Genomic DNA, 26,100 nt, shown 5'->3' on the forward strand with positions numbered 1-26,100 from the left:
CGCCGTCCCCCATCGCCGTCTCGAATGGGAGGGTGACGGCACCCCCCGACGACTGCCTCGCCCGCAACGAGTGGATCTGCGGCGACTACGTCTCGACGCGGAGCGAGATCCTCGGCGACGCCGTGGTCCAGCACGTCCAGCTGGCCGGGGCGTCCGTCGCCATCGGGCTCGTGCTCGCGCTGCCGCTGGCGGTCGCGGCGCGCCGCTGGGGCTGGGCCGCGGGGCCCGTCCTCGCGGTCACGACGGTGCTGTACACGATCCCCGCGCTCGCGATGTTCTCGCTGCTGCTGCCCGCCTACGGGCTGTCCGCCGCCCTCGTCGTGGCCGGCCTCGTCCTGTACTCCCTCACCCTGCTCGTCCGGAACATCCTCGCCGGGCTGCGCGCCGTGCCCGAGGAGACCCGGCAGGCCGCGCGCGGCCTCGGATACGGGCCGATCCGGCTGCTCCTCGCGGTCGAACTGCCCCTGGCGCTGCCCGCCGCGATGGCCGGACTGCGGATGGCCACCGTCTCGGCGGTGTCCCTGGTGACGATCGGCGCGATCGTCGGCCACGGCGGCCTGGGCAACCTCATCTACGCCGGGATGAACACCTACTTCAAGGCACAGGTCCTCACCGCCTCCGCCCTGTGCGTGGTGATCGCCGTCGTGGCCGACCTGCTGCTCCTCGGCGCGCAGCGGCTGCTCACCCCCTGGGCCCGCGGGCAGGCCTCGTGACGACGCTCGCGGACGCCTGGTCGTGGCTGACCACGGCGGCGAACTGGTCGGGCGAGAACGGGGTCTGGCACCGGCTCGGGGAGCACGTGTTCCTCACCGTCGTCTGCCTGCTCCTGAGCTGTCTGATCGCCCTGCCCGTCGCGCTCGTCCTCGGCCACCTGGGCAAGGGCGGCGCGCTCGCCGTGAACCTCGCCAACGCCGGGCGGGCCGTCCCCACCTTCGCCGTGCTGGTCCTGCTCCTCCTGAGCCCGCTGGGCACCCACGGGGAGTGGCCGACGGTCATCGCCCTGGTCCTGTTCGCCGTGCCGCCGCTGCTCACCAACGCGTACGTCGGAGTGCGCGGGGTCGACGCCGATGTCGTACGGGCCGCCAGAGGCATGGGCATGACCGGCGGTCAGACGCTGCTGCGGGTCGAGCTGCCCCTCGCGATGCCGCTGATCCTCACCGGGGTGCGGATCGCCGCCGTCCAGCTGGTCGCCACCGCCACCGTCGCCGCGCTCGCCGGCGGCGGCGGGCTCGGCCGGATCATCACCGCCGGGTTCAACCTCGCCTCCACCCCGCAGGTCGTCGCCGGAGCCTGCCTGGTGGCGGTGCTCGCGCTGATCGTGGAGGGGATCTTCGAAGCGGCGCGCAGGCTCGCCCCCACGGGGGCGCGGGGGAGCGGGGCGTGAGGGCGGTCCGGCGAGGCCTCGTCTGCCTGCTGGTAGTCCTGGGAGGTGCCGGGGGCTGCGCGGAGGGCCCCTCCCTCGAGAACCGGGACGCGGTCACCGCCCCGCCCGGCGACAGCCGGGACCTGGTCGTCGGCTCGGCCGGATTCACCGAGAGCGACCTCCTCGCGCAGATGTACGCGCTGCTGCTCCAGGAGGCCGGCTACCGGACGAAGCTCCTGTCGGTCACCAACCGCGAGCTGTACGAACCGGCCCTGGAGAGCGGCCAGATCGACGTCGTACCGGAGTACGCGGCCACGTTCGCCGACTGGCTGAACGCCAAGGTCAACGGGGCGGACGCGCCGACCGTCGGCTCGCCCGACCCGGCCGCCACCATGAGCGCCCTGCGGGCCCTCGCCGGACCGCGCGGGCTCACCGTCCTCGACGCCGGCCGCGCCGTCGACCAGAACGCCTTCGCCGTCACCGCCGCCTACGCCGCCGAGCACCGCCTCAAGACCCTCAGCGACCTCGGCGCCGCCCGCCTGCCCGTACGCCTCGCGGCCGGCGACGAATGCGTCCGGCGGCCTTACTGCGCGCCCGGCCTCAAGGAGGTGTACGGCATCGACGTCACGGCCGTCGACCCCAAGGGCGTCGGGACGACACAGGCGAAGCAGGCGGTCCAGAGCGGCCAGGACCAGCTGGTGCTCACCACGACCACCGACGCCACGCTCGACACCTTCGGGCTCGTCCTCCTCGACGACGACAAGAACCTCCAGAACGCCGACCTCATCGTCCCGGTGGTCAACCGCGCCCGCGCCGGCGGTGCCCGCGTCACCGGGGCCCTCGACCGCCTCAACACCGTGCTGACCACGGCCGATCTCGCGAACCTCAACGAACAGGTGGACAGCTGGCGGCGGCTGCCCGAGGACGTGGCCCGGAACTACCTCGTCGGCAAGGGCCTCCTCCCGCGCTGACACCGAAACCGCCACCCCGTGTGATCCACTGTCCTCGCGGGGGGTCGTACCGAACAGGAGCAGGCACAGCGTGACCACCTACCGGCAGCCGGGACTCGTCCTCACCGACCACCGCTTCCCCGTCCCCCTCGACCACGCGCGCCCCGACGGCGAGCGGATCGAGGTCTACGGCCGTGAGGTGGTGGCGAGCGACAGGGACGGCAAGGACCGCGAGCGGCTGCCCTGGCTGGTCTACCTGGAGGGCGGGCCCGGCTTCGGCGCGCGCCGGTTCATCGGGCCGCAGGCCTGGCTCGGCCGGGCGGTACGGGAGTTCCGCGTCCTGCTGCTCGACCAGCGCGGCACCGGCCGCTCCACCCCCGCCAACCGCCAGACGCTGCCCCTGCGCGGCGGCCCCAAGGAGCAGGCCGACTACCTCGCGCACTTCCGCGCCGACTCCATCGTCAAGGACTGCGAGCTGATCCGCCGCCGGCTCACCGGCGGCGCGCCCTGGACCGTCCTCGGCCAGAGCTTCGGCGGCTTCTGCGCCACCCACTACCTGTCCACCGCGCCCGCAGGCCTGGACACCGTCCTCATCACCGGCGGCCTGCCGTCCCTGGACGCCACCGCCGACGAGGTCTACCGCGCCGCCTACCCGCGGATCCGGCGCAAGAACGAAGCCCACTTCGCCCGCTACCCGCAGGACGCCGAACGGGCCCGCGTGATCGTCACCCACCTCCTCGAACGCGAGGTGACCCTCCCCGGCGGCGGCCTCCTCACCGCCGAGGCCTTCCAGTCCCTCGGCATCCTCCTCGGCTCGGGCGACGGCACCCACCAGCTCCATCTGCTCCTGGAGGGCGCCTTCGTGCCCACCCCCGACGGCCCCGCGCTCGCCGACGCGTTCCTTGAGCAGGTCCAGGCCCACCTCTCGTACGCGGGGCACCCGCTCTACGCCGTGCTTCACGAGGCCATCTACGCGCAGGGGCAGGGGCCCACCGGCTGGGCCGCCGAGCGGGTCCGCGCGGAGTACCCCGAGTTCGACGCCCGTACGGCGCTCGCATCGGGCGCGCCGCTCCTCTTCACCGGCGAGACCGTCCACCCCTGGCACTTCACCACCGACCCCGCGCTGCGCCCGCTCCGCGAGACCGCCGAACGGCTCGCCGACCGGGACGACTGGACTGCGCTGTACGACCCGGAGCGGCTGGCCGTCAACGAGGTGCCGGTCGCCGCCGCCGTCTACCACGACGACATGTACGTGGACACCGGCCACTCCCTGGACACCGCGCGGGCCGTGCGCGGGCTGCGGACCTGGGTGACCGACGAGTTCGAGCACGACGGGGTACGGGCCGGCGGGCCGCGCGTCCTCGACCGGCTCCTGTCCCTCGCCCGGGGCGAGCTCTGACCTCGCGTCGGGCGGGACGCCGGCGCGGCGCGCAAAAGTCCAAGCGGTGACCACCCGTTGCACATGGTGCGTCGCCGTCCGGTGCCGGTAGAACTCGGTCCGGACCCCGCGAGGGGAGCCCACGAGGAGAGGACCCGGACATGAGCACCCACGTCAGCGCGGAGATCGCCGGCCAGCCGGACTGCTGGCGCCGTGCCGCCGACCTGGCGGGCGGCCTCGGCGACCGGCTGCCGGCCCGGGGCGAGCGGGTGGCGGTCGTCGGCTGCGGCACCTCGTACTTCATCGCCCGCGCGTACGCGGCGCTGCGCGAGTCCCTGGGGGCGGGGGAGACCGACGCCTTCCCCGCCTCCGACCCGACGCCGCTGGGCCGGGGCTACGACCGGATCGTCGCCCTCACCCGCTCCGGCATGACGACGGAGGTCGTCGACCTGCTCGCGGCGGCGGCCGGCCGGATCGCCTCCGTCGTCCTCACGGGGACGCCGGAAAGCCCCGCCGGGCGGCTGGCCGACCGGGTCGTCGACCTCGGCTTCGCCGACGAACGCTCCCTGGTCCAGACCCGGTTCGCCACCACGGCCCTCCAACTCCTGCGCGCGGGACTCGGGGTGGACCTCGGGTCGGCCATCGCGGACGCCGAACTCGTTCTGTACGAGCGGCTGCCGGCGGCCTGGGAGCGGCGCGGTCAGTTCACCTTCCTCGGCACCGGCTGGGCCGTCGGGCTCGCCGACGAGGCGGCCCTCATCCTGCGCGAAGTGGCCCGCGCCTGGACCGAGTCGTACGCGGCGATGGAGTACCGCCACGGGCCGATCAGCATCAGCGACCGGGCGAGCCTGGTCTGCTGCCTCGGCCCGGCGCCCTCGGGGCTGCGGGAGGAAGTGGAGTCCACGGGCGCGCTGTTCGCGGCCGACGCGATCGACCCGGTGGCCGCGCTGGTACGGGCCCAGCGGCTCGCGGTGGCGCTCGCGGACCGGCGCGGGCTCAACCCGGACCGGCCGCGGCACGTCTCCCGTTCGGTGATTCTTTCCGGCTCGTTCCGCCCGACGGCCGCTGAGGCGGCCCGTATCCTGCGTTCATGATCGACACGAATGCCACGGACCTCCTGGAGATGCCCGGCGACTGGCAGCGCGCCCTCGCCGTGGTCGCCCACCCCGACGACCTGGAGTACGGCTGCGCGGCGGCCGTCGCCGACTGGACGGACGCCGGCAAGGAGGTCGTGTACGTCCTCGCCACCCGCGGTGAGGCGGGCATCGACTCGCTGGCGCCCGACGTCTGCGGTCCGCTGCGCGAGCGGGAGCAGCGGGACAGCGCCGCCGTCGTCGGCGTGGACACGGTCGAGTTTCTCGACCACCGCGACGGGGTGATCGAGTACGGGCTCGGGCTGCGCCGGGACATCGCGGCCGCGATCCGCCGCCACCGCCCCGAGCTCGTCCTCACCCTCAACCACCGGGACACCTGGGGCGGCGGCCCCGGCGCGCCCTGGAACACCCCTGACCACCTGGCCGTCGGCCGCGCCACCCTGGACGCCGCCGCCGACGCGGGGAACCGCTGGATCTTCCCCGAGCTGACCGAGCGGGGCCTGGAGCCCTGGAACGGCGTGCGCTGGGTGGCGGTGGCCGCTTCCAGCACCCCGACGCACGCCGTCGACGCCGGTCCGGGCCTGGACCGGGCGATCCGCTCGCTGCTGTGCCACCGCGCGTACATCGAGGCCCTGACGGACCAGGACCCCGATGAGTACGTGCGGTCCTTCCTCGCCTCGGCGACCGGCCGCGCGGCGGACCGTTTCGGCGGGCGTCCGGCGGTGACCTTCGAGCTCTTCGCCCGCTGAGGCTCCGTACGGGCGTGGTCAGGGCATCGGCGCGGGCTTGAGGACGGCGAAGGTCGCGCCGAAGGGGTCGGCGAGCCAGGCGATGCGGCCGACGTCGGGGATGTCGGCGGCGGGCATGACGACCGAGCCGCCGTTGCCCCGGGTGGAGAGCGCGATGGCGTCGGCGTCCTCGACGGCGAAGTACGGGACCCAGCGGGGCGTGTCGCCCTGGAGTTCGGCCGCGCCGCCGAAGGAGGCGTCCTCCTGGTCGCCTTCGGCGGTGGAGATCACCCGGTAGGTCATGCCGGGTGCCTCCATCTCCGCCCACCGCCAGCCGAACAGGGTCTGGTAGAAGCCGAGGACGGACTCCGGGTCGGTCACGTGCAGTTCGGCCCAGACGAGGGTGTTGGTGGACGAGGTGCGTTCCAGGCCCTTGACGGCCGCGGGCTCCCAGACGGCGAATTCGGCGCCGCCCGGGTCGGTGAGGCAGGCCATGCGGCCCGCCGGCATGACGTCGAAGGCGGGGAGGCGCACGGTGCCGCCGGCGGACTCGGCGGCCTTGACGCTGGCGTCGGCGTCCGGGGTCTGGAAGTACACCGTCCAGGCGCTGTGGGCGCCCTCCTCGGTGAGCGGGCCGAGGGCGCCGACCGTCTTCCCGTCCTGGCGGAAGAAGCCGTAGTCGCCGGTGTCCGGGCCGGCCGACTCGTACTCCCAGCCGAAGACGGAGCCGTAGAAGGCGGCCGCCGCCTGGATGTCGGTGGTGCCGAGGTCGATCCAGCTGGGGGAGCCCTTGGTGAACTGCGTACCGAGCATGGGAGGTGTTCCGTCCTTCCGTCGTGACCGGCCGAATGCGGCCACCCTGGCCGATCCTCGTCCTTCCACCGGGAGGGCGCAGCCGCTGCCGCGGGGGTTCATCCGGTCGGCCGACCCGACGCCTTCTCCTCCAGGCCGGAGAGCAGCAGCTCGGTGTTGATCGCGACGCCGGCCCGGTAGCCCCGGCTGACGGCGTTGACCACCTGCTCCTGGGTGCCGGTCACGTTCCCGGCCGCCCATACGCCCGGCACGCTGGTCCTGCCGGTCTCGTCCACGGCGACGAACTCCCCGAAGGGTGTCGTCCGCAGCTCGGCGCCCAGCTGCCGCAGCACCCCGTCCCGGGGCGCGAGGCGGGCCGCCGCGGCGAAGACCACGGAGCGGGGGACGATCCGTCCGTCGGCCATCCGTACGCCGGTCAGCGCGTCGTCCGTCACCACGAGCCCCGCCACCTCGCCCCGGACGACCTCGACCCCGGCCGCGTCGAGCAGGGCCGCCTCCTGCGCGGACGGCTCGACGGCGGTGTGCAGGAAGAGGGTGACGTCCTTCGACCAGTGGGAGACCATCAGCGCCTGGTGCGCGGGCATCGCCGGGTGGGCGAGCACGCCGAAGGGACGGTCGCGGACCTCCCAGCCGTGGCAGTACGGGCAGTGCAGGACGTCCCGGCCCCACCGCTGGGCGAGCCCTTCGACGGCCGGCAGGTCCTCGTCGACGAGCCCGGTGGTGACCACGAGCCGCCGTGCGCCGACCGTGGTCCCGTCGGCCAGGTCGACGGTGAAGCCGCCCCGACCGTCGGCGGCCGCGCCGGTCACCAGGCCGGCCCGCCACTCCACCCCGTACGCGGCGATCTCCTCGCGGCCGGTCGCGAGGTACTCGGCCGGGCTCATGCCGTCCCGGGACAGGACGCCCTGCATGTGGGCGGCGGGCGCGTTGCGCGGCTGGCCGGCGTCGACCACGAGGGTGCGGCGGCGGGAGCGGCCGAGGACGAGGGCGGCGCTGAGTCCGGCAGCTCCGCCGCCGATCACCACCGCGTCGTAGCCGTCTTCGATGTCGTTCGTTCGTGCGTTCATGGGACCGAGCGTCGGACAGCGCGGACGGTCCGGCAAATGGTGTTGCCGTTTCTGCAACACTCGACGCATGACCGAAGACGACCGCATCGACGCCGTGCTGAACGAGGTGGGTCCCCGGCTCCGCCGGGTCCGCCGTGACCGGGGGGTGACCCTGGCGGAGCTGTCCGCCGCGACCGGCATCTCCGTGAGCACCCTCTCCCGGCTGGAGTCCGGGCAGCGCAAGCCCAGCCTGGAGCTGCTGCTCCCGCTCGCCCGCGCCCATCAGGTGCCGCTCGACGAGCTGGTCGGCGCCCCGGCGGTGGGTGACCCCCGGGTCAAGGCGAAGCCGATCGTGCGCCACGGGCGCGTGATGTACCCGCTGACCCGGCAGCCCGGTGGCCTCCAGGCGTACAAGGTGATCCAGGAGAAGCCGCAGGAGCCGCCGGAGCCACGGGTCCACGAGGGGTACGAGTGGCTGTACGTGCTGTCCGGGAAGCTGCGTCTGGTGCTCGGGGAGCACGACGTGGTCCTGGGCGCGGGGGAGGCGGCCGAGTTCGACACCCGGGTGCCGCACTGGTTCGGACCGACGGCCGACGGGCCGGTGGAGTTCCTGAGCCTGTACGGGCCGCAGGGGGAGCGCATGCACGTCAGGGCGCGCCCCAAGAAGTCCGGCTGACCCGTTCCCCCCGGGGCAAGCGACCGCTTAGTATGCCACCGACCGCTCGGTACGGAGGAGGCATTCCGGATGCAGGCATGGCGTGTGTACGAGAACGGCGAACCGGGTGCGGTGATGCGCCTCGAAGAGGTGGAACAGCCCACGCCCGGTGACGGCCAGGTCCTCCTCAGGGTCCGCGCCGCCAACGTCAACTTCCCCGACGCGCTGCTCTGCCGCGGCCACTACCAGGTGCGGCCCCCGCTGCCCTTCACCCCCGGCGTCGAGGTCTGCGGCGAGACCGAGGACGGGCGCCGGGTCATCGCCACCGTCGCCCTGCCGCACGGCGGCTTCGCCGAGTACGCCCTCGCCGACGCCGCCGCACTGCTTCCCGCGCCCGAGGCCCTCGACGACGCCGAGGCCGCCGCGCTGCACATCGGCTACCAGACCGGCTGGTTCGGCCTGCACCGCCGCGCCGGACTCCGGGAGGGCGAGACGCTCCTGGTCCACGCGGCGGCCGGCGGGGTCGGCAGCGCCGCCGTCCAGCTCGGCAAGGCGGCCGGCGCCACCGTCATCGGCGTCGTCGGCGGCCCGGACAAGGCGGCCGTCGCCCGCGACCTCGGCTGCGACCTGGTGATCGACCGCCGCTCCGAGGACGTCGTCGCCGCCGTCAAGGCCGCGACCGGCGGCCGGGGCGCCGACGTGATCTACGACCCGGTGGGCGGCGAGGCCTACCAGCAGTCCGCCAAGTGCGTCGCCTTCGAGGGGCGGATCGTGATCGTCGGCTTCGCCAGCGGCACCGTACCCGCCCCCGCCCTCAACCACGCCCTGGTGAAGAACTACTCGGTCCTCGGCCTCCACTGGGGCCTGTACGCGCAGAAGGAACCCGCCTCGATCGCCCGCTGCCACGAGACCCTGACGGCCTACGCCGCCAAGGGCCTCATCAAGCCGCTCATCGGCGAACGCGTCCCCTTCGCCCGGGCGGCCGACGCCGTCCAGCGGGTCGCCGCCGGCACCACCACCGGCCGCCTCGTCGTCCTCCCGGAAGGGGCCCGCGCATGACCGACGCCGACGAACTCCGGTCCCGCGTGCGGCGGTTGCTCGACGAGAATCCGCCCGCGACCACCGACCGCACCGACTTCCTCAAGGCTCGCTTCGACGCCGGACTCGCCTGGGTGCACTACCCCGTGGGCCTCGGCGGGCTCGACGCGCCCCGCTCCCTCCAGGCCGTCGTCGACACCGAACTCGCCGCCGCGGGCGCGCCCGACAACGACCCGCGCCGGATCGGCATCGGCCTCGGCATGGCCGCCCCCACCCTCCTCGCGCACGGCTCCGACGAGGTCAAGCGCCGCTTCCTGCGGCCCCTGTGGGTGGGCGAGGAGGTCTGGTGCCAGCTCTTCAGCGAGCCCGGCGCCGGCTCCGACCTCGCCGCGCTCGGCACCCGGGCCGTCAAGGAGGGCGACTCCTGGATCGTCGACGGGCAGAAGGTGTGGACGTCGAGCGCCCACGTCGCCCGCTGGGCCATCCTCATCGCCCGCACCGACCCGGACGCGCCCAAGCACCGGGGCATCACCTACTTCGTGTGCGACATGACCGACCCCGGCGTCGAGGTCAGGCCGCTGCGCCAGATCACCGGCGAGGCCGAGTTCAACGAGGTGTTCCTCACCGGCGTCCGCATCCCCGACGCCCACCGCCTCGGCGCCGTCGGAGACGGCTGGCGGGTCGCGCAGACCACCCTCATGAACGAGCGGGTCTCCATCGGCGGCGCCCGCATCCCGCGCGAGGGCGGCATGATCGGGAAGCTCGCCGCCACCTGGCGCGAGCGGCCCGAGCTGCGCACCCACGACCTGCACCGGCGGCTCCTCGACCTCTGGGCGGATGCCGAGGTGGCCCGCCTCACCGGCGAGCGGCTGCGCCAGCAGCTCGTCGCGGGCCAACCGGGCCCCGAGGGCAGCGCCATGAAGCTCGGCTTCGCCCGGCTCAACCAGGCCATCAGCGGCCTGGAAGTCGAACTCCTCGGCGAGGAGGGCCTGTTGTACGGGGACTGGACCATGCGCCGCCCCGAACTCGTCGACTTCACCGGCCACGACGCGGGCTACCGCTATCTGCGCTCCAAGGGCAACTCGATCGAGGGCGGCACCACCGAGGTCCTCCTCAACATCGTCGCCGAACGGGTCCTCGGCCTGCCGCCCGAGCCCCGCAACGACAAGGACGTCGCCTGGAAGGACCTCGCCCGATGACGCAACAGCCGCTGGACCTCCTGTACTCGGACACCGAGGACGACCTGCGGGCGGCCGTCCGCGCCCTGCTCGCAGACCGGGCCGGACACCCCGAGGTCCTCGCCCGGATCGAGACGGACAGCCCGTACGTGCCGGGCGTGTGGACCTCGCTCGCGGCCGGCATCGGCGCCGCCGGACTCCTCGTCCCCGAGAAGCTCGGCGGGGCGGGCGCGGGTCACCGCGAAGCCGCGGTCGTCCTGGAGGAGCTCGGCCGGGCCGTGACACCGGTCCCGTACCTCACCAGCTCCGTGGTGGCGACCGAGACGCTGCTCGCGCTCGGCGCGGAGGACGGCGGCCCGGCCGCCGACCTCGTCACCGCCCTGGCCTCCGGTGACCGTGTCGCGGTCCTCGCCGTACCGCTCCCGACCCCGCCGGAGGGCCTCGGCGCGCCCGCCGCGTCCGTGCCGGCCGTCGCCGACGCGGTGGCGGCGGACGTGTTCCTCGTACCGCGCCACGACGGGCTCTACGCCGTCGACGCGGCGGAGGCCGAGGTCGAGCCGCGGACCCCGCTCGACCTCACCCGGCCGCTGGCCGGGGTCACCACGCGGGAGGGGAGCGGCACCCGGCTCGCCGGAGCCGACGCGGGCCGCGCGGCCGTGCGGCGCGGACTGCTCGCCGGGGCGGGACTGCTGGCCTCCGAGCAGCTCGGGCTCGCCGAGTGGTGTCTGGAGGAGACCGTGCGGCACACCCGTGAGCGCCACCAGTTCAACCGGCCGGTCGGCTCGTTCCAGGCGCTCAAGCACCGCATGGCGCAGCTCTGGCTGGACCTCGTCGGCGCCAGGGCGGCGGCCCGCGCCGCGGCCGACGCCCTGGCCACCGGGAGCCCGGACGCGCCGCTCGTCGTGGCGGTGGCGCAGGCCTACTGCTCGAAGGTCGCGGTCCGCGCGGCCGAGGAGTGCGTCCAGCTGCACGGCGGGCTCGGCATGACCTGGGAGCACCCCGCGCACCTGGCGCTCAAGCGGGCCAAGTCCGACCAGATCGCGTTCGGTTCGGCCGGAAGCCACCTGGACGCGGTGGCCGCCCTGGTGGACCTGCCGGCGCCCGCGTGACGGGCGGGGGGCCTCGGTAAGGGGCCCCCTGCGTACGCACCCCTTTACATACTGTTTAATTGCAATCGCTTCGCAATAACAGTCGATCTTCAAAAGGGGTGTGGACCCGATGGCCGCCCGATCCGTTCGCCGCGCGACCGCCGCGCTCGTGACGGGGGCACTCGCCCTCGTCACGGCGGCCTGCTCGAACCCCGGCGGCACCACCGCCGGCTCCGGCGGACCCAAGGACTCCGCGGTCGTCGGCATCGCCTACGAACCCGAGACGCTCAGCCCCCTCCTCGGCTACGGCAAGGACGGCAACTCCAAGATCTTCGACGGGCTCCTCGCCCTCGACGCCGACATGACGCTCAAGCCCGCCCTCGCGAGCGAGCTGCCGAAGATCAGCGCCGACGGACTCACCTACACCTACAAGCTCCGCTCCGGCGTCACCTTCAGCGACGGCGCCCCCTTCACGGCCCAGGACGTCGTCTACACCTACCGGACGATCCTCGACCCGAAGACGAACAACGCCTCCCGCACCGAACTCGACGCCCTCAAGGACGTCCGTGCCGTCGGCGACCACACCGTCGTCTTCACCCTCAAGTACCCCTACGCGCCCTTCGCCGAGCGCACCGTCCACGCCATCGCGCCCCGGCACATCGCCGCCCGGCAGGACGCCAACACCGGCGCCCTCACCACCAAGCCGATCGGCACCGGACCGTACGTCCTCACCGGCTGGTCCAAGGGCGAGAAGCTCACCTTCGCGGCCAACCCCACCTACTGGGGCGGCGCGCCCGCCGTGAAGCGCCTCACCATGGCCGTCGTCAAGGACGACGACGTCCGCGCCACCAGGCTCCGCGCCGGAGACCTCGACGGCGCCGTCCTGCCGCCCAACCTCGCCGCCGGCTTCGCCCGGGACGCCGGGCGCACGACGTACACCGCCAAGACCTACGACTACCGCACGGTCACCCTCCCCACCCACCACCGGGTCGCCGGCGACACCGCCGTCCGCCGCGCCCTCGACCTCGCCGTCGACCGGCAGACCATGGTCGACAAGATCCTCGAAGGCGCCGGAAAGCCCGCCTACGGACCCGTCCCCACCGACAGCCCCTGGTTCGCGAAGGGCACCGAGCGCCGCCACGACCTCGCCGGCGCGCGGAAGATCCTCGACGAGGCCGGCTGGAAGCCCGGCCCCGACGGCGTCCGCGTCAAGGACGGCGTCCGCGCCGCCTTCCCGCTCTGGTACCTCTCCGGCGACAAGCTCCGCCAGGACCACGCCCTCGCCTACGCCTCCGACGCCAAGAAGGCCGGCATCGAGATCACCACCCAGTCCGGCACCTGGGAGGTCATCGAACCCCGGATGAAGACCGACGCCGTCCTCGCCGGCGGCGGCGCGCCCGGCGACCCCGACTTCGACCAGTACCCCCTCCTGAAGTCCACCCTCGCCGGCGACGGCTTCAACAACATGGCCTGGTACGCCGACAAGACCGTCGACAAGGCCCTGGAGGACGGCCGCAGGACCGACGACCCCGCCAAGCGCCGCGCCGCCTACGACACCGTCCAGCGCGAACTGGCGAAGAACCCCGCCTACACCTTCCTCACCCACATCGACCACCTGTACGTCGTCAGCGACCGCTGGGAAGGACTCACCACCCAGGTCGAACCGCACGACCACGGCCTCGCCTCCGGCCCCTGGTGGAACGTCGAGAAGTGGCAGCCGAAGAAGTGAGCCGCCGCCTCCCCTGGGGGGCCATGGCCCGGATGACGGGACGGCGCGCCCTGGCCGCCGTCCCCGTCCTCCTCGCCGTCACCTTCGCGGTGTTCGCCGTCGCCGAAGCCTCCCCCTTCGACCCCGTCAAGGCCTACGCGGGCACCGCAGGACTCACCGCCTCGCAGGAGAACCTCGACCAGCTCCGCGCCAACCTCGGCGCCGACCTGCCCCTGCTCACCCGCTGGTGGGACTGGCTCACCGCCGCCCTCACCGGCGACCTCGGCGACTCCGCCGTGATGCGCAGGCCCGTCGCCGACGTCATCGGCGAACGGCTCGGCTGGTCCGTCCTCCTCGCCGCCACCGCCTTCCTGATCGCCCTCGCCCTCGGCACCCTCCTCGGCGTCCTCGCCGGCCGCCGCCGCGGCGGCCTCCTCGACCGGGCCGTCAGCTCCGCCGCGTACACCCTCGAAGCCGCCCCCGCCTTCTGGCTCGGGCTGCTCGCCATCTGGTTCTTCGCCCTGCGGCTCGGCGTCCTGCCCGCCGGCGGCCTCACCGACACCGCCAGCGACACCGTCACCGCCGGCCAGGTCGCCCGCCACCTCGTGCTGCCCGCGCTCGTCCTCGGGACCTCCCAGCTGCCCTGGTTCTTCCTGTACGTCCGCCAGGGCGTCGGCGACGCCCTCGACGAAGACCCCGTGCGCGGCGCCCGCGCCCGCGGCCTGCGCGAACGCACGGTCCTCACCGGCCACGCCCTGCGCTCCGGAATGCTGCCCATGCTCAGCCTCGTCGGCTCCCGCGTCCCCGAACTCATCACCGGCGCCCTCCTCGTGGAGACCGTCTTCAGCTGGCCCGGCATCGCCGCCGCCACCGTCACGGCCGCCACCTCCGTCGACTTCCCGCTGCTCGCCGCGCTCACCGTCCTCGCCACCGGAGCCGTACTCCTCGGCAACCTCCTCGCCGACCTGCTGTCCGGGCTCGCCGACCCGAGGGTGGGCTTCGATGGCTGACCCGCGCACCCACCGCGTACGGCTGTGGACCTCCGCCGTCACCGTCGGCGGCATCCTCCTCACGGTCTTCCTCGTGCCCCTGTTCGCCCCCCTCGACGAGCAGGCCGTCGACCTCTCCCGCAAGCTCCTACCGCCGTCCTGGGACCACCCCTTCGGCACCGACGACCTCGGCCGCGACCTCCTCCTCCGCTGCGTCCACGGCCTGCGGATCTCGCTCCTCGTCGGCCTGGTCGCCGCGCTCGTCGCCACCGTCGCCGGCACCGCCGTGGGCGCGGCGGCCGGGGCGCTCGGCGGGCGGACCGACCGCGCGCTCATGCGGCTCGTCGACGCCTTCTCGTCCGTCCCGCACCTGCTGCTCGGCATCTTCGTCGTCGCCCTCTTCCGGCCCGGCGTGTGGCCCGTCATCGCCTCCGTCGCCGTCACCCACTGGCTCTCCACCGCCCGGATCGTCCGCACCGAGGTCCTCTCGCTGCGCACCCGGCCGTTCGTCGACGCGGCCGTCTCCGGCGGCGCCTCCCGGTGGCGCGTCACCGTGCGGCACCTGCTGCCCGCCGTACTGCCCCAGGCCGGGCTCGCCGCCGTCCTGATGATCCCGCACGCCATGTGGCACGAGTCCGCGCTCTCCTTCCTCGGCCTCGGACTCCCCAGCCACCGGGCCAGCCTCGGCAACCTCGTGCAGAACGCCCGCTCGTCCCTGCTCGCGGGGGACTGGTGGCCGACGCTCTTCCCCGGCCTTCTGCTGATCATCCCGACCCTCGCCATCGCGGGCCTCGCGGGCGCGTGGCGGGACCGGCTCAACCCGCGCCGCCGATCGGAGCTGACCCTGTGACCGCCGAGAACGTGCTCCGCGCCCTGGCGGCGGTCACCGCCGAACGCGCCGAGGACGCCCTGCTCAGCGTCCGCGGCCTGACCGTCCGCTTCCGGCTGAGCGGCGGCCGGAGCGTCGCCGCCGTCAGCGACGCCGACTTCGACCTCGCGGCGGGGGAGTGCCTCGCCCTCGTCGGCGAGAGCGGCTGCGGCAAGTCCGTCCTCGCCTCGGCCCTCCTCGGCCTGCTGCCCGGCAACGCGGAATCCACCGGCACGGCGATGCTCGCCGACGCGGCCGGAGAAGCCGCCACCGATCTGCTCGCCGCCGACGAGAAGACCCTCGCCCGCACCGTACGCGGGCGGCGCGTCGGCCTCGTCCCGCAGAGCCCGGCGGCCCACCTCACCCCCGTCAGGACCGTGCGGTCCCAGCTGGAGGAGACGGTACGGGCCCTCACCCGCGCCCCACGGCGCGCCCGGCGCGCGGCGGCCGAGAAGGCCGCCGAACGGGCCGCGTTCCCCGCCGGGCACCTCGACCGGTACCCGCACGAGCTCTCCGGCGGGCTCGCACAGCGCGCCGCCACCGCACTCGCCCTCATCGGCGACGCCCGGCTGCTGCTCGCCGACGAACCCACCACGGGCCTCGACCGCGAGCTCGTCGACCGCACGGTCGACGAACTGCGCCGCCACGTCGACGAGGGCCGCGGCCTGCTGCTCATCACCCACGACCTCGCCGCCGCCGCACGCGTCGCGGACCGCGTCGCCGTCATGTACGCCGGACGGATCGTCGAGATCGCCCCCGCCCACCGCTTCTTCGGCCCCACGGGCCCCCGCCACCCCTACGCCCGCGGCCTCCTCGACGCCCTGCCCGACCGGGCGTTCGCCCCCGTCCCCGGCATGCCGCCGGAACTCTCCGCGCTGCCCGAAGGCTGCGCGTTCGCCCCGCGCTGCGCCCGCGCCACCGCCCTCTGCGCCACCCGCCCCGAACCCCGGGCCGGGGTGGCCTGCCACCACCCGGAGCACGGCCGTGCTTGAACTCGACACCGTCACCGCCGGATACGACCGCCGCGCCCCCGTCGTCCGTGGTGCCTCCCTCACCATCGCCCCGGGCGAGTCCGTCGGACTCCTCGGCCCCAGCGGCTGCGGCAAGTCCACCCTCGCCCGGGTCGCCGCCCTCCTCCACCGCCCCGACTCCGGCCGGCTCGTCCTCGACGGAACCGAGGTGCGCGCCTGGCGCCACCGCGCCCCGCGGGAACTCCGCACCGCCGTCGGCGTCGTCTTCCAGCAGCCCCGCACCGCCGCCGACCCCCGCCTGAGCCTCGCCGACCTGATCGCCGAGCCCCTCCGGGCCACCGGGCGGCGGGCCGAGGTCCCCGGGCGCCTCGCCCAACTCGCGCCCGCCGTCGGCCTCACCCCCGACCTGCTCACCCGCCGCCCCCACGAGGTCAGCGACGGGCAACTCCAACGCGCCTGCCTCGCCCGTGCGTTGAGCCTGCACCCGCGTTGGCTGATCTGCGACGAGATGACCGCCATGCTCGACGCCTCCACCACGGCCGCCCTCGTCGCCGCCGTCGAGACCTACCGGGCGGAGACCGGCGCCGGCCTGCTCGCCGTCGGCCACGACCGTGTCCTGCTCCAGCGCTGGTGCGACCGTACGGTGGAGTGGAAGTCCTGCCTGCCCGCCGAGGAGACCCCGTGAGCGCACCCTGGACGCCCGCAGCCGAGGACGACCCCCTCGACGGCCTGCGCGCCGCCCTCGCCGCCGCCCCCTGCGGCTACGAACCCCAGGACGGCTACGAGGACCACTGCTGGATCCTCCACACCATCAAGGACGGTCCGGTACGACTCCGCTGGGACCAGGCACTCGCCCGAGCGGGCCGCCGGCTCGCCGACTGGCCCGGCACCCTCTCGTACCTGGTCTTCGACGACGTGCCGGACGCCGACGACCTCGAAGGACCCGACCCGGCGGAGATGGACCGCGCCTGCCTGGCCCGGCTCGTCACCCACCTGACCCGGCACGCACCCCAGGGCCCGGCCACCCTGTGCGGGGCCGCCCAGGCCCCCGTCTCCACGCTCCCCGACGAGGCGCTCGTCGCCCGGCGGGGCCGCCTCGGCGACGCGCTCGCCCACCACGACGCCATGCCGGACGCGTGGTTCCCCGCCACCTGGTGGGCCGCCGACGGGAGCTGGCTCGTCGTCACCGACTGGGACCTGTGCGCCACCGAGGTCTTCGGCGACGCGGCGCTCATCGCGGGACTCCTCGCCGATCCGGAGGCCGACGCGGTGCGCCGCCCCCGTGTCGCGGAGACCCTCGGCGGCTGATCCGCCCCGAATCTCACCCGTATGGCCGCCCCGCCATACGCCCGGACGGACCGCGCGTTCCGCCACACTGACCGCCGAACGCCGCAATTCCGGTGCGGCGACGGAGGGACGTGAGTGCGATGGCCGTTTCCATTTCCGTGCTGGTGCTCCTGCTGGTGCTGGCCGTGATCTTCCTGCGGAGCGGCGGCCTGAAGTTCACGCACGCCCTCGTCTGCGCCCTGCTCGGCTTCTTCCTCGCCGGCACCAGCATGGCGCCCACCATCCACAACGGCGTCGCCGCCACCGCCAACGTGGTCTCCAGCCTCAGGCCCTGACCCCGCCACTCGTGAACTGTCCATGAAACCAGGGGCTGTTTCCTGTACTTCTCCCGTGCTCACCCCTACCGTCGGGCCCCGGCGCGACGTCCGTACGTACGTGACACGAGGAGTCCCTGTGACCACGCATCCACCCGGCAGACGCGTCCGCGCGCTTGCCGTGATCGCCGCGCTGAGTGCCGCTCTGCTCGCGGGTGCCGCGCCGGTGGCCCAGGCCGAGGAGATACCTCTCGCGCTCGGGCACCGGCTCGTCGACCACTACGAGGGCGCGCCCGCGACCGCGCGGCCGGTGCCCGGCCGGGCACCGGCCCAGCATCCGTACCTGGCGCCGAACGGGCGCAGCGGGATGCACGCCGACGGGGCGGGGAGCGGAACGCATCCGTACTCCGGGCCGCTCGGGCGGGCCCCGCAGGTCGACAGCGAGAAGATCGCGCCGATCGGCGGCGAGTGCGCCACCGTCACCTTCGACGCGGGTGGCCGCCTGGTCACCGTCTGCGGCACCTTCAGCGGCTTCCTCCTGAAGCTGCTCGACCCGCGCACCCTGGACACCCTCGCCGAGTACAAGCTGCCGCAGCGCTCCTCCACGGTCGAGGCCATCACCCGCCTCGACTTCGAGAAGATCTTCAAGAAGTCCTCGCCCTCGGGGCGCTGACCTGCGCAAATGGCTGTATCGGCTGTGCTGACCTGCGAGTTTGCTCGTTTCCGGGGCTTTCACGGTGACGCCGGTTTACGCGGTCGATTCTCCCCAGCCGCTCCCCAACGGCCTTCATTCTCCCCAGATTCTCCCCAGCGGGCACCACTTCCTGAGGCGCGTCGCCGCTGGCGAGAGGCATCATCCGAACCAGACATAGGGACTGCATACCGTAGCGGAAGGTGGGCGGGGTGGATGCCGCCCGCGCGCAGGGTGCTGGGCTGCTTGATCGGAGCCCAGCAGCTTCTTGGTCTGCTGGTAGTGCTTGAGCGTCATCCGGTGGGTCTCGCGGCCGATGCCCGACTGCTTGTAGCCGCCGAAGGCAGCGTGGGCGGAGTTTGACGAAAGCCCGTAGATGTGGAAGGCGGGTGAACAGGCATGATGACGGACGGAGGACGGAGGACGGAGGACGGATACGCGGACGCGGTCACCGGATTCCGTACCGATCGAGAAGGACGACGCGGGCCGTGTCGTGCTCGTCGGCGAGGACGGCCGCCGCCTGGACGCGGTGGACGAGGTCATCGTCCTGGCCGGCCTGCGCCCCAACCTGTCCTTCCTGGACGAACTCCGTCTCGGCCTCGACGAACGCCTCCAGGCCCCCACCGAGCTCACCCCGCTGATCGACCCCAATCACCACTCCTGCGGCACCGTCTACCCGCACGGCGTGGGCGAGCTCTCCCACCCGGAGAAGGACGTCTACCTCGTCGGCATGAAGTCCTACGGCCGCGCCCCCACCTCCCTCGCCATGACCGGCTACGAGCAGGTGCGTTCTATCGCCGCCGTACTCGCCGGGGACCGCGAGGCCGCCGAACGGGTCGAACTCGCCCTCCCCGAAACGGGCGTGTGCGGCGGGGCGGGTCTCTTCGACGAGCCGGAGGCCCCCGAGGAGAGCGGTGGCAGCTGCTGAACCGAGCCCGACACCAAGGCCGGCGTGGCCGCGACCCGAACAGGGGACCGGTCCGGTGCTGGCTGGTCGGGGTTGCCTGCTGTCGCTGCCGCCGGTGCTGAGGGTGGAGGCCGGGGTCGATGCGCACGATGGAACGGCCCCGACGACACACCGGCGCCGGACGCGCCGCCGCCCAGTTCCGTGAAGCGCACGGCGTCCGGGTCGACACCGAGATCTTGCACGGCACCCCGGCTGCATGACCCGCTCCTATGCCGGCCTACGGGGGTGCTCGTCACCAGGCCCGCCGAGGGGGCGGGGGAGTGCGTTCTGTGCTCCAGGCAGCCGAGACAGCAATTTTGTGTGTGCGGTCCGCGGGTCAGGCCTTCTTGACCACGCTGGACTTGAGCTGCATGGCTCCGAAGCCCTCGATCCGGCAGTCGATGTCGTGGCCGTCGATCCCGTCGATCAAGCGAATGTTGCGGACCTTGGTGCCCGCCTTGATGCCCGAGGGACTGCCCTTGACCTTCAACGCCTTCACGACGGTCACGCTGTCTCCATCGCACAGCACGTTGCCGACGGCGTCCTTGACCACCCGCTCCCCGCTGGCGCCGGCGTCACCTTCAGCGCTTTCGGCAGGCACCCATTCGTGGCCGCACTCCGGACAGACACCAGAGCGTTCATCTCGTAGGTGTACTCACTGGAGCACTTCGGACACGGAGGCAGGTTGTCGCTCATTCACGCAGGTTTCTGGACGTCGGGAAGCGGGAGCGCCCTGGAGTAGACCGGCTGGCCGACCGACGGGCGGGTCCGCGCGATGGAGTAGTCACAATAACAAATTGCAAAAGTCTGCAATTTCATAGATGCTGCATGTGCTGTGCTCGTAGGTAGCCGCGGGCACAGCGCCAGGCGTTGCCCCGTTCGGGGCGGTGAGAAGGGTGCGTGACCGTGCCGGTTCCGCTGTACCAGGCGAAGGCCGAGTTCTTCCGGATGCTCGGGCACCCCGTGCGCATAAGGGTCCTGGAGCTGCTGCAGGACGGGCGAATGCCGGTGCGGGACTTGCTGGCCGCGATCGAGATCGAGCCCTCGGCTCTGTCTCAGCAGCTCGCGGTCTTGCGTCGATCGGGGATCGTCACATCGACCCGTGACGGCGCGACGGTCGTCTACGAGCTGGCGGGCGGGGACGTGGCGCAGCTGATGCTGGCGGCGCGGCGGATCCTGACCGAGGTCCTGACGGGGCAGAGCGTACTGCTGGAGGAACTGCGCGAGTCCGAGGGTGCGGCCTCGTGAGCGGGAACACTGCGGTGACGGCCCTGCTGGGCCGGATTCGCTCCGTCCTGCCCGCCCGGGCGGACTACGCGGCGATGGCCCGCAGCCCTCGCCGGGACCTGCTGGCCGGCCTCACCGTGGCGATCGTCGCCCTTCCCCTCGCGCTCGGGTTCGGGGTCTCCTCCGGTTTGGGTGCGGAGGCGGGGCTGGCGACCGCCGTGGTCGCGGGCGCGCTCGCCGCCTTGTTCGGCGGGTCGAATCTCCAGGTGTCCGGGCCGACCGGGGCGATGACCGTGGTCTTGGTGCCGATCGTCGCCCGGTACGGACCCGGCGGCGTCCTCACCGTGGGTCTGATGGCCGGTGTCCTTCTGATCGGTCTCGCCCTGCTGCGGGCCGGGCAGTACATGCGGTACGTGCCGGCGCCGGTGGTGGAGGGCTTCACCCTGGGGATCGCGTGCGTGATCGGCCTCCAGCAGATACCCAACGCACTCGGGGTCGAGAAGCCGGAGGGGGAGAAGGTCCTGCTGGTGGCGTGGCGGGCCGTCGTGGAGTTCGTGGCCTTCCCGAACTGGACGGCGATCGGCCTGTCCGTGGGTGTGGCGGCGGTGATGCTGGCCGGTGCGAGGTGGAAGCCGACGGTTCCGTTCTCGATCGTCGCGGTGATCGCCGCGACCGTGATCGCGCAGCTCTTCCCTCTCGACGCTGCGGCCCCGATCGGGGCCCTTCCCGCCGGGCTCCCCGCCCCGTCGCTGGCCTTCCTCGATGTGTCCGCGTTCAGCTCGCTGCTGGCCCCGGCGGTCGCGGTCGCGGCGCTCGCCGCGCTGGAGTCCCTGCTGTCGGCGACGGTGGCGGACGGGATGACGGTGGGGCAGAAGCACGACCCGGACAAGGAGCTGTTCGGCCAGGGCGTCGCTAACCTGGCGGCCCCGCTGTTCGGCGGCGTCCCGGCCACCGCCGCCATCGCGCGCACCGCGGTCAACGTCCGTACCGGCGCTTCGTCCCGCCTCGCCGCACTCACCCACGCCGCGGTACTTGCCGTGATCGTGTTCGCCGCCGCCCCGCTGGTCTCGAAGGTCCCCCTCGCCGCGCTCGCGGGGGTGCTGTTGGCGACGGCGATCCGGATGGTGGAGGTCGGCTCGCTGCGCGCGATGGCGAAGGCGACCCGCTCTGACGCTGTCGTTCTGGCCCTGACCGCCGCTGCCACCCTGATTCTCGACCTCGTGTACGCGGTGATCATCGGCCTGGTCGTCGCCGGGGCCCTGGCCTTGAAGGCGGTGGCGAGCCAGGCGAGGATGGAGCAGGTCGACTTCCGGCCCGACCTGCCCGGCGAGCACAGCGACGAGGAGCACGCCCTGCTCGCCGAGCACATCGTGGCCTACCGCATCGACGGACCCCTCTTCTTCGCTGGCGCCCACCGATTCCTCCTCGAACTCTCCGAGGTCTCCGACGTGAAGGTGGTGATCCTCCGGATGGCGCGGGTGACCACCCTCGACGCCACCGGCGCCCTCGTCCTCAAAGACGCCGTGGAGAAGCTGAACCGGCGCGGCATAGCCGTCATGACCTCCGGCATCCGGCCCGGCCAGCGCCAGGCCCTGGACGCCGTCGGCGCCCTGGAGCTGCTGCGCTTGGAGGGCCGCGAGTACGCCACCACCCCGGAGGCGATCGCCGGGGCCCGCAAGCATCTGGAGCAGGCGGGCCTGCTGCCGCGTACGCATCACCGACCGCACCGCTTCCGGAAGGCCGCACGATGATCGTCCCCGCCGACCTCCTTATGATCGAGGTCTCCGGCACCGAGGCCCTGTGGCTCCTGGAAGGCTCCGCTCAGGGCCGCCTCATCTACGTCCAACGGGAGGTGGCCGTCGTACGGCCCGCCGCGCACGTGATGAAGTATGGGCGCCTCGTCGTCCGAGCCCCTGTACAGGCCGCCACGATCCCCGGCCGGGCGCTGCTGACCTACCAGGTCGATGAGATCCGCACCCCGGTGGGGACCGGCTGGACGGTCAGCGCCCACGGGCCGGCGGACGTCATCGCCGACCCGGACGAGGCCGCCCACTACCGGCGTACCCTGCCCGGCTGGAGTCACGGCCCGCACGACACCCTGTTGCGCCTGTACCCGCAGTCCGTGTCCGGGTTCCGTCTCGCCCGTACGGTCTCGGGGGCGGGCCGGTGAGTGTCCAGGTCGAGGCGATGCCCTACCGGCATGTGCTGGTCGTGCCAGCCATGGGCTCGGCCGTGCGTATCGCCCGGGAGACCACCGAGCTGGTCCTCGTGGAAGGCGGGGTGGGTCTTCGCCATCCGAGCGTGGGACCGGCGCTGCTGATCGTGGCCGAGTTGGTCACCAACGCCGTCCGTCACGCCGCTGTGTCCTCGCCGATGATCACCGTGACCTACGCCCACGGACCCGGCGCCTTTGCGTTCGCCGTCCACGACCGTCACCCCTATCAGCCCGCTCTGTTCGGTGCGCTCGGCGCCGCGCCGGGCAGCGGCCTGGCCATGGTGGTGGAGATGACGATGGAGCTCGGCGGCACCGCTGTCATGCGGGCGGATGCGGACGGGCGTGGCAAGGCCATCTGGATCACCCTTCCCTTGTGAAGTCGAGGAGCTGACGATGACGATTGAATGGCGCTACACCACCCGTCAGGACCTGGGCGTGCTGTCCTTGACCGGGTATCTCGGCGCGGAGGCCACCGACCGGTTTGCCGGAGCGATCGGCTGGGCGCTCGCCCGGGGCACCGGCCCGGTCATCCTCGATCTGACCGGACTGCTGGGCTGGTCGCCCGGCGGGCAGATCGCCGTCGCCCAGGCCGCCCGCCGCCTCGCCGAGAGCGGACGCCCGCTCGAGCTCGCCGCGATCCCCGCCGACGGTTCGCTCGTCCCCGATGCGACCTGCCCGCCCGTGCCCGTCCACTGCGACCTCGCCGCCGCTCTGGCCGCCCACGGAGCTCGCGGGACGGTCAAGCAGTGGACCACCGACGACTGGCCCACCGGGCAGTCGCCCGAGGCGCCCGCCCTCATCTGAGACCAGCACCACCGTCCAGAGGCCTGGTCCTGAAGACCGGGTTCCTCAAGAAGGCCTGACCGGCGAAGGCCCCGCTCCGGGGAGTCGAAGGTAACGAAGGCACCCCGCCAGGACCCGCGAGTTGCAGGGATCTGCAATTGTGGAGGTCGCAAGGTGTGAAGAGGGCCGAACGGATGCCCTACGAAAGAACGGTTCCGGGTGGATGAGATGGGCAGTCAGGGGAGAGGTGCACAGGTGACCACGCCGCTGTACCAGCTGAAGGCAGAGTTCTTCAAAACGCTGGGGCACCCGGTGCGCATCCGCGTCTTGGAGCTCCTGTCCGAACGCGAGCACGCGGTCGCCGAGATGCTGCCCGAGGTCGGCGTGGAAGCCGCGAGCCTCTCCCAGCAGCTCGCCGTCCTGCGCAAGGCCAACCTGGTGGTCACCCGCCGCGAAGGCTCGAACGTCCACTACAGCCTGACCCATCCCCAGATCGCCGAGCTCCTGCGGGTCGCCCGCGGCATCCTCTCCGGAGTCCTGGAAGGCCAGGCCGAACTCCTGGCCGACCTCAAGGCCGGCCGCCGCACCTGAACAGCGCCCCACGGTGCCGGCCCTACGGGGCCCGCACCCCACATGCGGCGGCCGTCTTCCGTTCGTGCGGGTTCAACGCGCTTCTGACACCGGAAGGCGGCCGCTCTCCCCCATGCCGAACCCGCACCCCAGGCGCGCCTGGATCCCACTCCGGTCCCGGTCTCACTTCTGGGCGTGCTGCCCCACGTAGAAGAGCAACCAGATGAACCCGGCGAACACGTGCGTGCCGAAGATGTAGAGGAAGGCCCGCATCGCGACGCCCTTCTCCTTCCACTTCTCGTGCTCCGCAGCCGTGTCCTTCTCGGGCAGGTTGTCCGTCACGATTCGTCTTCCTTCCTGGTGCCCGGTTCCTCGACCGGGCGGTGGCACGGACGGACGAGGACCTGCATGCCGTGCTCGCCTGCGTGCTCGATGACGGCCGCGACCTCGCCGGCCTCGGCAGTGCGGACCTCCGACTCAGGGCGGGTGCTGAGGTAAGTGATCCCGTACAACTGGGCGGCCTCTCCAGCGCTGTTGGTCACGGCGTGCCTCCCGGAAGGATGAAGCGGACGACAACCGTCTTGCCGCACCCGCCGGAGAAGGGCTCGATACGGACGTCACCGCCGAACGTCCGCGCCAGGTCAGCCAGCGTGCGCAGCCCCTGCCCGGCGGCTCGGCCGGCGTCGGCCGACGTTATCGGGCGCGAGTCCAGGTCCCCGACGGAGGTCACAAGCAGGTGCTCGGTCATGTGGAGAGTGACCTCTGCGTCTGGGGAGTGCTGAGCGTGCCGGACGGCGTTGGTCACGAGCTCGCTGACCACCAAGAGCACGGCTCCGAAGAGCGCCGAGGAGCTCTCCAGCCCGAAGAGGACCAGAGAGCGTTCGCTGCGCTCGCGCGCGGCTCGAACGGAACCCGGCACCAGCGGCACCGTCCACACGTGCTTGCGCACCTGGACAGCCGTCTGCCCGCTGGGGCGCCTGACCATCACCGACGCCCCAGACCCGCCGAGGGCAACCCGAGGTTCATCGGGTGTCCCACGCACCGGTGGCCACGCCGTGATCGTGTGCCACGCGCAGCGCGTCCTCCAGCTCCTCCGCGGCCTGCGCCTCATCGAAGGCATCGTCAGCCTCCTGCGCAGCCTGGAGGCGAGCCCGCGCCGCACGGACCCGTTCCAGCGCCGCTTCCTCGAACTCGGCCACACCGCAACCCCCGTCATATCCAAAACTAGTAAATTGCATAACTCTGCAAGTCTAGCTGCTGTGGGTCCGCCTCGGCGGTAACGCGCGCCCGGACCCGGCGCACGTTCTCGGTGACCGCCGTGTCGATCCGGGCCTCGCCCTCGAGCCCGTGATCGATCGCCGGCCGGATCCGCTCTGCCAAGTAGCGGATGCGCGCCAGGAGCGCGCCGCCGGCCTCGGTGTGCAGGGCAGCGGCGACTGCTCCGCACCCCTGATGACCCAGGATGGCGATCAGCGGGACGGCCAGTTCGCGATGCTGCCCAGGACCGCTTCGTCCAGGACCTCGCCCGCCGACCGCACGGTGAGCTGTACCCGCTGGTCATGATGGACGTCACGCGCCGACGGTGCCGCGCTGAGCCCGCGCGAGCGGCGCGTGGCCACCCTGCCCGCGGGCCGGCCCCGTCCCGGACCGTCCGGGGCGATGCACCCTTGTCGCAAGCACCGTCAGCTGGGAATCGGCCCTGGGCAACGTCTCTTACTCAGTTCAGCGCCTTCGACGCGCTCGTGCCGCCCGGTCTCCAGCACTACCGGAAGGCCAACTTCGGGACGGAGCTGAGCGACGCCGCGATCGAGGCGCACCTGGCGCACGGCCCGCGCCTGACCGCCGTGATCTCGACGGTCCACATCCACCCGATCAACGGCGCCTGCCACCAGGTCGCCCCGGATGCGACGGCCTTCGCCTACCGGCACGCCTCCTTCGCCACCGTCATCGCGGGCATGTGGCCGGACCCCGCCGACAACGAGGCCGACACCGCCTGGGTCCGCGACTACTACGAGACCACCGCTCCCCACTCGGAGCAGGGCGGCTACGTCAACTTCATGGCGGACGACGACCAGGGCCGCTTCCGTGCCAACTACAAGGGAGACTACGACCGCCTCGTCGAGGCCAAGCGCACGTACGACCCGGGGAACCTCCTCCACCTGAACCAGAACATCAGGCCTTAGCGGGTGTCTCACGTGGC

General features: G+C 72.9%; 31 protein-coding genes and 4 pseudogenes. 26 read left to right on the plus strand and 9 right to left on the minus strand.

Going from position 1 to position 26,100, the window contains the following annotated elements; all coding sequences use genetic code 11:
- The first annotated feature begins 32 nt into the window (after positions 1-32).
- The 6 genes from ACZ7G1_RS13465 (at position 33) to ACZ7G1_RS13490 (ending at position 5,534) form a co-directional block, all read left to right on the plus strand.
- Positions 33-713, plus strand: a complete 681-nt coding sequence (locus tag ACZ7G1_RS13465; protein WP_470871350.1) for an ABC transporter permease — start codon at positions 33-35, stop codon at positions 711-713.
- Positions 710-1,384: an ABC transporter permease gene (locus tag ACZ7G1_RS13470; protein WP_470871349.1), complete on the plus strand. Its 675-nt coding sequence runs from the start codon at positions 710-712 to the stop codon at positions 1,382-1,384. The genes ACZ7G1_RS13465 and ACZ7G1_RS13470 overlap by 4 nt, the downstream gene beginning before the upstream one ends.
- Positions 1,381-2,334 carry an ABC transporter substrate-binding protein gene (locus tag ACZ7G1_RS13475; protein WP_470871347.1) on the plus strand — a complete coding sequence of 318 codons (954 nt, stop codon included), beginning with the start codon at positions 1,381-1,383 and terminating at the stop codon, positions 2,332-2,334. The genes ACZ7G1_RS13470 and ACZ7G1_RS13475 overlap by 4 nt, the downstream gene beginning before the upstream one ends.
- Positions 2,335-2,404: 70 nt before the next feature.
- On the plus strand, positions 2,405-3,712 hold the full coding sequence (locus ACZ7G1_RS13480) for an alpha/beta fold hydrolase (protein WP_470871345.1): 1,308 nt from the start codon (positions 2,405-2,407) through the stop codon (positions 3,710-3,712).
- A gap of 140 nt (positions 3,713-3,852) precedes the next feature.
- The gene (locus ACZ7G1_RS13485) at positions 3,853-4,785 is read left to right on the plus strand and encodes an SIS domain-containing protein (protein ID WP_470871343.1); all 933 of its coding nucleotides are present in this window, start codon (positions 3,853-3,855) and stop codon (positions 4,783-4,785) included.
- Entirely contained in the window at positions 4,782-5,534 is a 753-nt protein-coding gene (locus ACZ7G1_RS13490) for a PIG-L deacetylase family protein (RefSeq protein ID WP_470871341.1), read from the plus strand. The genes ACZ7G1_RS13485 and ACZ7G1_RS13490 overlap by 4 nt, the downstream gene beginning before the upstream one ends.
- Positions 5,535-5,552: 18 nt before the next feature.
- On the opposite strand, the gene ACZ7G1_RS13495 is transcribed toward ACZ7G1_RS13490, so the two are convergent.
- Positions 5,553-6,326, minus strand: a complete 774-nt coding sequence (locus ACZ7G1_RS13495; RefSeq protein ID WP_470871339.1) for a VOC family protein — start codon at positions 6,324-6,326, stop codon at positions 5,553-5,555.
- A 98-nt stretch (positions 6,327-6,424) separates the two neighbouring features.
- Complete coding sequence (locus ACZ7G1_RS13500) at positions 6,425-7,393, minus strand: NAD(P)/FAD-dependent oxidoreductase (protein WP_470871338.1); 969 nt, start codon at positions 7,391-7,393, stop codon at positions 6,425-6,427.
- A gap of 67 nt (positions 7,394-7,460) precedes the next feature.
- Between ACZ7G1_RS13500 and ACZ7G1_RS13505 the strand changes: the two genes are divergently transcribed.
- From ACZ7G1_RS13505 to ACZ7G1_RS13560, 12 genes and pseudogenes are all read left to right on the plus strand, one after another.
- Positions 7,461-8,048 carry a helix-turn-helix domain-containing protein gene (locus ACZ7G1_RS13505; RefSeq protein ID WP_470871336.1) on the plus strand — a complete coding sequence of 196 codons (588 nt, stop codon included), beginning with the start codon at positions 7,461-7,463 and terminating at the stop codon, positions 8,046-8,048.
- 69 nt (positions 8,049-8,117) lie between these two features.
- On the plus strand, positions 8,118-9,086 hold the full coding sequence (locus tag ACZ7G1_RS13510) for an NADPH:quinone oxidoreductase family protein (RefSeq protein WP_470871334.1): 969 nt from the start codon (positions 8,118-8,120) through the stop codon (positions 9,084-9,086).
- Positions 9,083-10,264, plus strand: a complete 1,182-nt coding sequence (locus ACZ7G1_RS13515; protein ID WP_470871332.1) for an acyl-CoA dehydrogenase family protein — start codon at positions 9,083-9,085, stop codon at positions 10,262-10,264. Before ACZ7G1_RS13510 ends, ACZ7G1_RS13515 begins: the two co-directional genes overlap by 4 nt.
- Positions 10,261-11,352 (plus strand): acyl-CoA dehydrogenase family protein, encoded by a 1,092-nt coding sequence (locus ACZ7G1_RS13520; RefSeq protein WP_470871330.1) that lies wholly within the window; start codon positions 10,261-10,263, stop codon positions 11,350-11,352. Before ACZ7G1_RS13515 ends, ACZ7G1_RS13520 begins: the two co-directional genes overlap by 4 nt.
- Positions 11,353-11,461: 109 nt before the next feature.
- Positions 11,462-13,060: an ABC transporter substrate-binding protein gene (locus ACZ7G1_RS13525; RefSeq protein WP_470871328.1), complete on the plus strand. Its 1,599-nt coding sequence runs from the start codon at positions 11,462-11,464 to the stop codon at positions 13,058-13,060.
- Positions 13,057-14,049 carry an ABC transporter permease gene (locus ACZ7G1_RS13530; protein WP_470871986.1) on the plus strand — a complete coding sequence of 331 codons (993 nt, stop codon included), beginning with the start codon at positions 13,057-13,059 and terminating at the stop codon, positions 14,047-14,049. The genes ACZ7G1_RS13525 and ACZ7G1_RS13530 overlap by 4 nt, the downstream gene beginning before the upstream one ends.
- The gene (locus tag ACZ7G1_RS13535; RefSeq protein WP_470871326.1) at positions 14,042-14,878 is read left to right on the plus strand and encodes an ABC transporter permease; all 837 of its coding nucleotides are present in this window, start codon (positions 14,042-14,044) and stop codon (positions 14,876-14,878) included. Before ACZ7G1_RS13530 ends, ACZ7G1_RS13535 begins: the two co-directional genes overlap by 8 nt.
- Positions 14,879-14,889: 11 nt before the next feature.
- Positions 14,890-15,888: an ABC transporter ATP-binding protein gene (locus ACZ7G1_RS13540; protein ID WP_470871985.1), complete on the plus strand. Its 999-nt coding sequence runs from the start codon at positions 14,890-14,892 to the stop codon at positions 15,886-15,888.
- On the plus strand, positions 15,881-16,552 hold the full coding sequence (locus ACZ7G1_RS13545; RefSeq protein WP_470871324.1) for an ABC transporter ATP-binding protein: 672 nt from the start codon (positions 15,881-15,883) through the stop codon (positions 16,550-16,552). The genes ACZ7G1_RS13540 and ACZ7G1_RS13545 overlap by 8 nt, the downstream gene beginning before the upstream one ends.
- Entirely contained in the window at positions 16,549-17,175 is a 627-nt protein-coding gene (locus tag ACZ7G1_RS13550) for a hypothetical protein (RefSeq protein ID WP_470871322.1), read from the plus strand. Before ACZ7G1_RS13545 ends, ACZ7G1_RS13550 begins: the two co-directional genes overlap by 4 nt.
- Before the next feature lie 119 nt (positions 17,176-17,294).
- Complete coding sequence (locus ACZ7G1_RS13555; protein WP_470871320.1) at positions 17,295-17,489, plus strand: hypothetical protein; 195 nt, start codon at positions 17,295-17,297, stop codon at positions 17,487-17,489.
- 118 nt (positions 17,490-17,607) lie between these two features.
- A pseudogene (locus ACZ7G1_RS13560) lies at positions 17,608-18,126 on the plus strand (hypothetical protein); the annotation flags it as partial.
- A gap of 285 nt (positions 18,127-18,411) precedes the next feature.
- On the opposite strand, the pseudogene ACZ7G1_RS13565 reads toward ACZ7G1_RS13560, so the two are convergent.
- Positions 18,412-18,513, minus strand: a pseudogene (locus ACZ7G1_RS13565) (aldehyde dehydrogenase family protein); the annotation flags it as partial.
- Positions 18,514-18,585: 72 nt separating this feature from the next.
- Between ACZ7G1_RS13565 and ACZ7G1_RS13570 the strand changes: the two are divergent.
- Positions 18,586-19,087: pseudogene (locus tag ACZ7G1_RS13570) on the plus strand (flavoprotein); the annotation flags it as partial.
- A gap of 355 nt (positions 19,088-19,442) precedes the next feature.
- Here the strand turns inward: ACZ7G1_RS13570 and ACZ7G1_RS13575 are convergent.
- Positions 19,443-19,801 (minus strand): annotated as a pseudogene (locus ACZ7G1_RS13575) (zinc ribbon domain-containing protein YjdM).
- 210 nt (positions 19,802-20,011) lie between these two features.
- Here ACZ7G1_RS13575 and ACZ7G1_RS13580 point away from each other — a divergent pair.
- From ACZ7G1_RS13580 to ACZ7G1_RS13605, 6 genes are all read left to right on the plus strand, one after another.
- Positions 20,012-20,353 carry an ArsR/SmtB family transcription factor gene (locus ACZ7G1_RS13580; RefSeq protein WP_470871983.1) on the plus strand — a complete coding sequence of 114 codons (342 nt, stop codon included), beginning with the start codon at positions 20,012-20,014 and terminating at the stop codon, positions 20,351-20,353.
- Between the two features lie 74 nt (positions 20,354-20,427).
- Positions 20,428-22,083, plus strand: coding sequence for a SulP family inorganic anion transporter (locus tag ACZ7G1_RS13585; RefSeq protein ID WP_470871981.1), 1,656 nt, complete (start codon positions 20,428-20,430; stop codon positions 22,081-22,083).
- Positions 22,080-22,502: a pyridoxamine 5'-phosphate oxidase family protein gene (locus ACZ7G1_RS13590; protein ID WP_470871318.1), complete on the plus strand. Its 423-nt coding sequence runs from the start codon at positions 22,080-22,082 to the stop codon at positions 22,500-22,502. The genes ACZ7G1_RS13585 and ACZ7G1_RS13590 overlap by 4 nt, the downstream gene beginning before the upstream one ends.
- Positions 22,499-22,924, plus strand: coding sequence for an ATP-binding protein (locus tag ACZ7G1_RS13595; RefSeq protein WP_470871316.1), 426 nt, complete (start codon positions 22,499-22,501; stop codon positions 22,922-22,924). The genes ACZ7G1_RS13590 and ACZ7G1_RS13595 overlap by 4 nt, the downstream gene beginning before the upstream one ends.
- 16 nt (positions 22,925-22,940) lie before the next feature.
- Positions 22,941-23,351, plus strand: a complete 411-nt coding sequence (locus tag ACZ7G1_RS13600) for an STAS domain-containing protein (protein ID WP_470871314.1) — start codon at positions 22,941-22,943, stop codon at positions 23,349-23,351.
- Between the two features lie 234 nt (positions 23,352-23,585).
- On the plus strand, positions 23,586-23,921 hold the full coding sequence (locus ACZ7G1_RS13605) for an ArsR/SmtB family transcription factor (RefSeq protein WP_470871312.1): 336 nt from the start codon (positions 23,586-23,588) through the stop codon (positions 23,919-23,921).
- A gap of 162 nt (positions 23,922-24,083) precedes the next feature.
- On the opposite strand, the gene ACZ7G1_RS13610 is transcribed toward ACZ7G1_RS13605, so the two are convergent.
- From ACZ7G1_RS13610 to ACZ7G1_RS13630, 5 genes are all read right to left on the minus strand, one after another.
- Positions 24,084-24,230, minus strand: a complete 147-nt coding sequence (locus ACZ7G1_RS13610) for a DUF6126 family protein (protein WP_470871980.1) — start codon at positions 24,228-24,230, stop codon at positions 24,084-24,086.
- A gap of 8 nt (positions 24,231-24,238) precedes the next feature.
- Entirely contained in the window at positions 24,239-24,442 is a 204-nt protein-coding gene (locus ACZ7G1_RS13615) for a hypothetical protein (RefSeq protein WP_470871310.1), read from the minus strand.
- Positions 24,439-24,849 (minus strand): ATP-binding protein, encoded by a 411-nt coding sequence (locus ACZ7G1_RS13620; RefSeq protein WP_470871308.1) that lies wholly within the window; start codon positions 24,847-24,849, stop codon positions 24,439-24,441. Before ACZ7G1_RS13620 ends, ACZ7G1_RS13615 begins: the two co-directional genes overlap by 4 nt.
- A gap of 73 nt (positions 24,850-24,922) precedes the next feature.
- Positions 24,923-25,099, minus strand: coding sequence for a hypothetical protein (locus ACZ7G1_RS13625; protein WP_470871306.1), 177 nt, complete (start codon positions 25,097-25,099; stop codon positions 24,923-24,925).
- A gap of 25 nt (positions 25,100-25,124) precedes the next feature.
- Positions 25,125-25,385 (minus strand): carbonic anhydrase, encoded by a 261-nt coding sequence (locus ACZ7G1_RS13630; RefSeq protein WP_471204132.1) that lies wholly within the window; start codon positions 25,383-25,385, stop codon positions 25,125-25,127.
- 257 nt (positions 25,386-25,642) lie between these two features.
- Between ACZ7G1_RS13630 and ACZ7G1_RS13635 the strand changes: the two genes are divergently transcribed.
- On the plus strand, positions 25,643-26,083 hold the full coding sequence (locus ACZ7G1_RS13635; RefSeq protein ID WP_470871304.1) for a BBE domain-containing protein: 441 nt from the start codon (positions 25,643-25,645) through the stop codon (positions 26,081-26,083).
- The last annotated feature ends 17 nt before the right edge of the window (positions 26,084-26,100 follow it).

It is taken from the genome of Streptomyces sp. NPDC037273 (assembly GCF_055603625.1).

Excerpts from the sequence above, each read along its gene's own strand:
- ACZ7G1_RS13585 (WP_470871981.1), top strand. The coding sequence starts at position 20,428 with ATGGCCCGCAGCCCTCGCCGGGACCTGCTGGCCGGCCTCACCGTGGCG.
- ACZ7G1_RS13520 (WP_470871330.1), top strand. The coding sequence starts at position 10,261 with ATGACGCAACAGCCGCTGGACCTCCTGTACTCGGACACCGAGGACGAC.
- ACZ7G1_RS13590 (WP_470871318.1), top strand. The coding sequence starts at position 22,080 with ATGATCGTCCCCGCCGACCTCCTTATGATCGAGGTCTCCGGCACCGAG.
- ACZ7G1_RS13535 (WP_470871326.1), top strand. The coding sequence starts at position 14,042 with ATGGCTGACCCGCGCACCCACCGCGTACGGCTGTGGACCTCCGCCGTC.
- ACZ7G1_RS13510 (WP_470871334.1), top strand. The coding sequence starts at position 8,118 with ATGCAGGCATGGCGTGTGTACGAGAACGGCGAACCGGGTGCGGTGATG.
- ACZ7G1_RS13485 (WP_470871343.1), top strand. The coding sequence starts at position 3,853 with ATGAGCACCCACGTCAGCGCGGAGATCGCCGGCCAGCCGGACTGCTGG.
- ACZ7G1_RS13490 (WP_470871341.1), top strand. The coding sequence starts at position 4,782 with ATGATCGACACGAATGCCACGGACCTCCTGGAGATGCCCGGCGACTGG.
- ACZ7G1_RS13505 (WP_470871336.1), top strand. The coding sequence starts at position 7,461 with ATGACCGAAGACGACCGCATCGACGCCGTGCTGAACGAGGTGGGTCCC.
- ACZ7G1_RS13600 (WP_470871314.1), top strand. The coding sequence starts at position 22,941 with ATGACGATTGAATGGCGCTACACCACCCGTCAGGACCTGGGCGTGCTG.
- ACZ7G1_RS13555 (WP_470871320.1), top strand. The coding sequence starts at position 17,295 with ATGGCCGTTTCCATTTCCGTGCTGGTGCTCCTGCTGGTGCTGGCCGTG.
- ACZ7G1_RS13525 (WP_470871328.1), top strand. The coding sequence starts at position 11,462 with ATGGCCGCCCGATCCGTTCGCCGCGCGACCGCCGCGCTCGTGACGGGG.
- ACZ7G1_RS13500 (WP_470871338.1), bottom strand. The coding sequence starts at position 7,393 with ATGAACGCACGAACGAACGACATCGAAGACGGCTACGACGCGGTGGTG.
- ACZ7G1_RS13495 (WP_470871339.1), bottom strand. The coding sequence starts at position 6,326 with ATGCTCGGTACGCAGTTCACCAAGGGCTCCCCCAGCTGGATCGACCTC.
- ACZ7G1_RS13515 (WP_470871332.1), top strand. The coding sequence starts at position 9,083 with ATGACCGACGCCGACGAACTCCGGTCCCGCGTGCGGCGGTTGCTCGAC.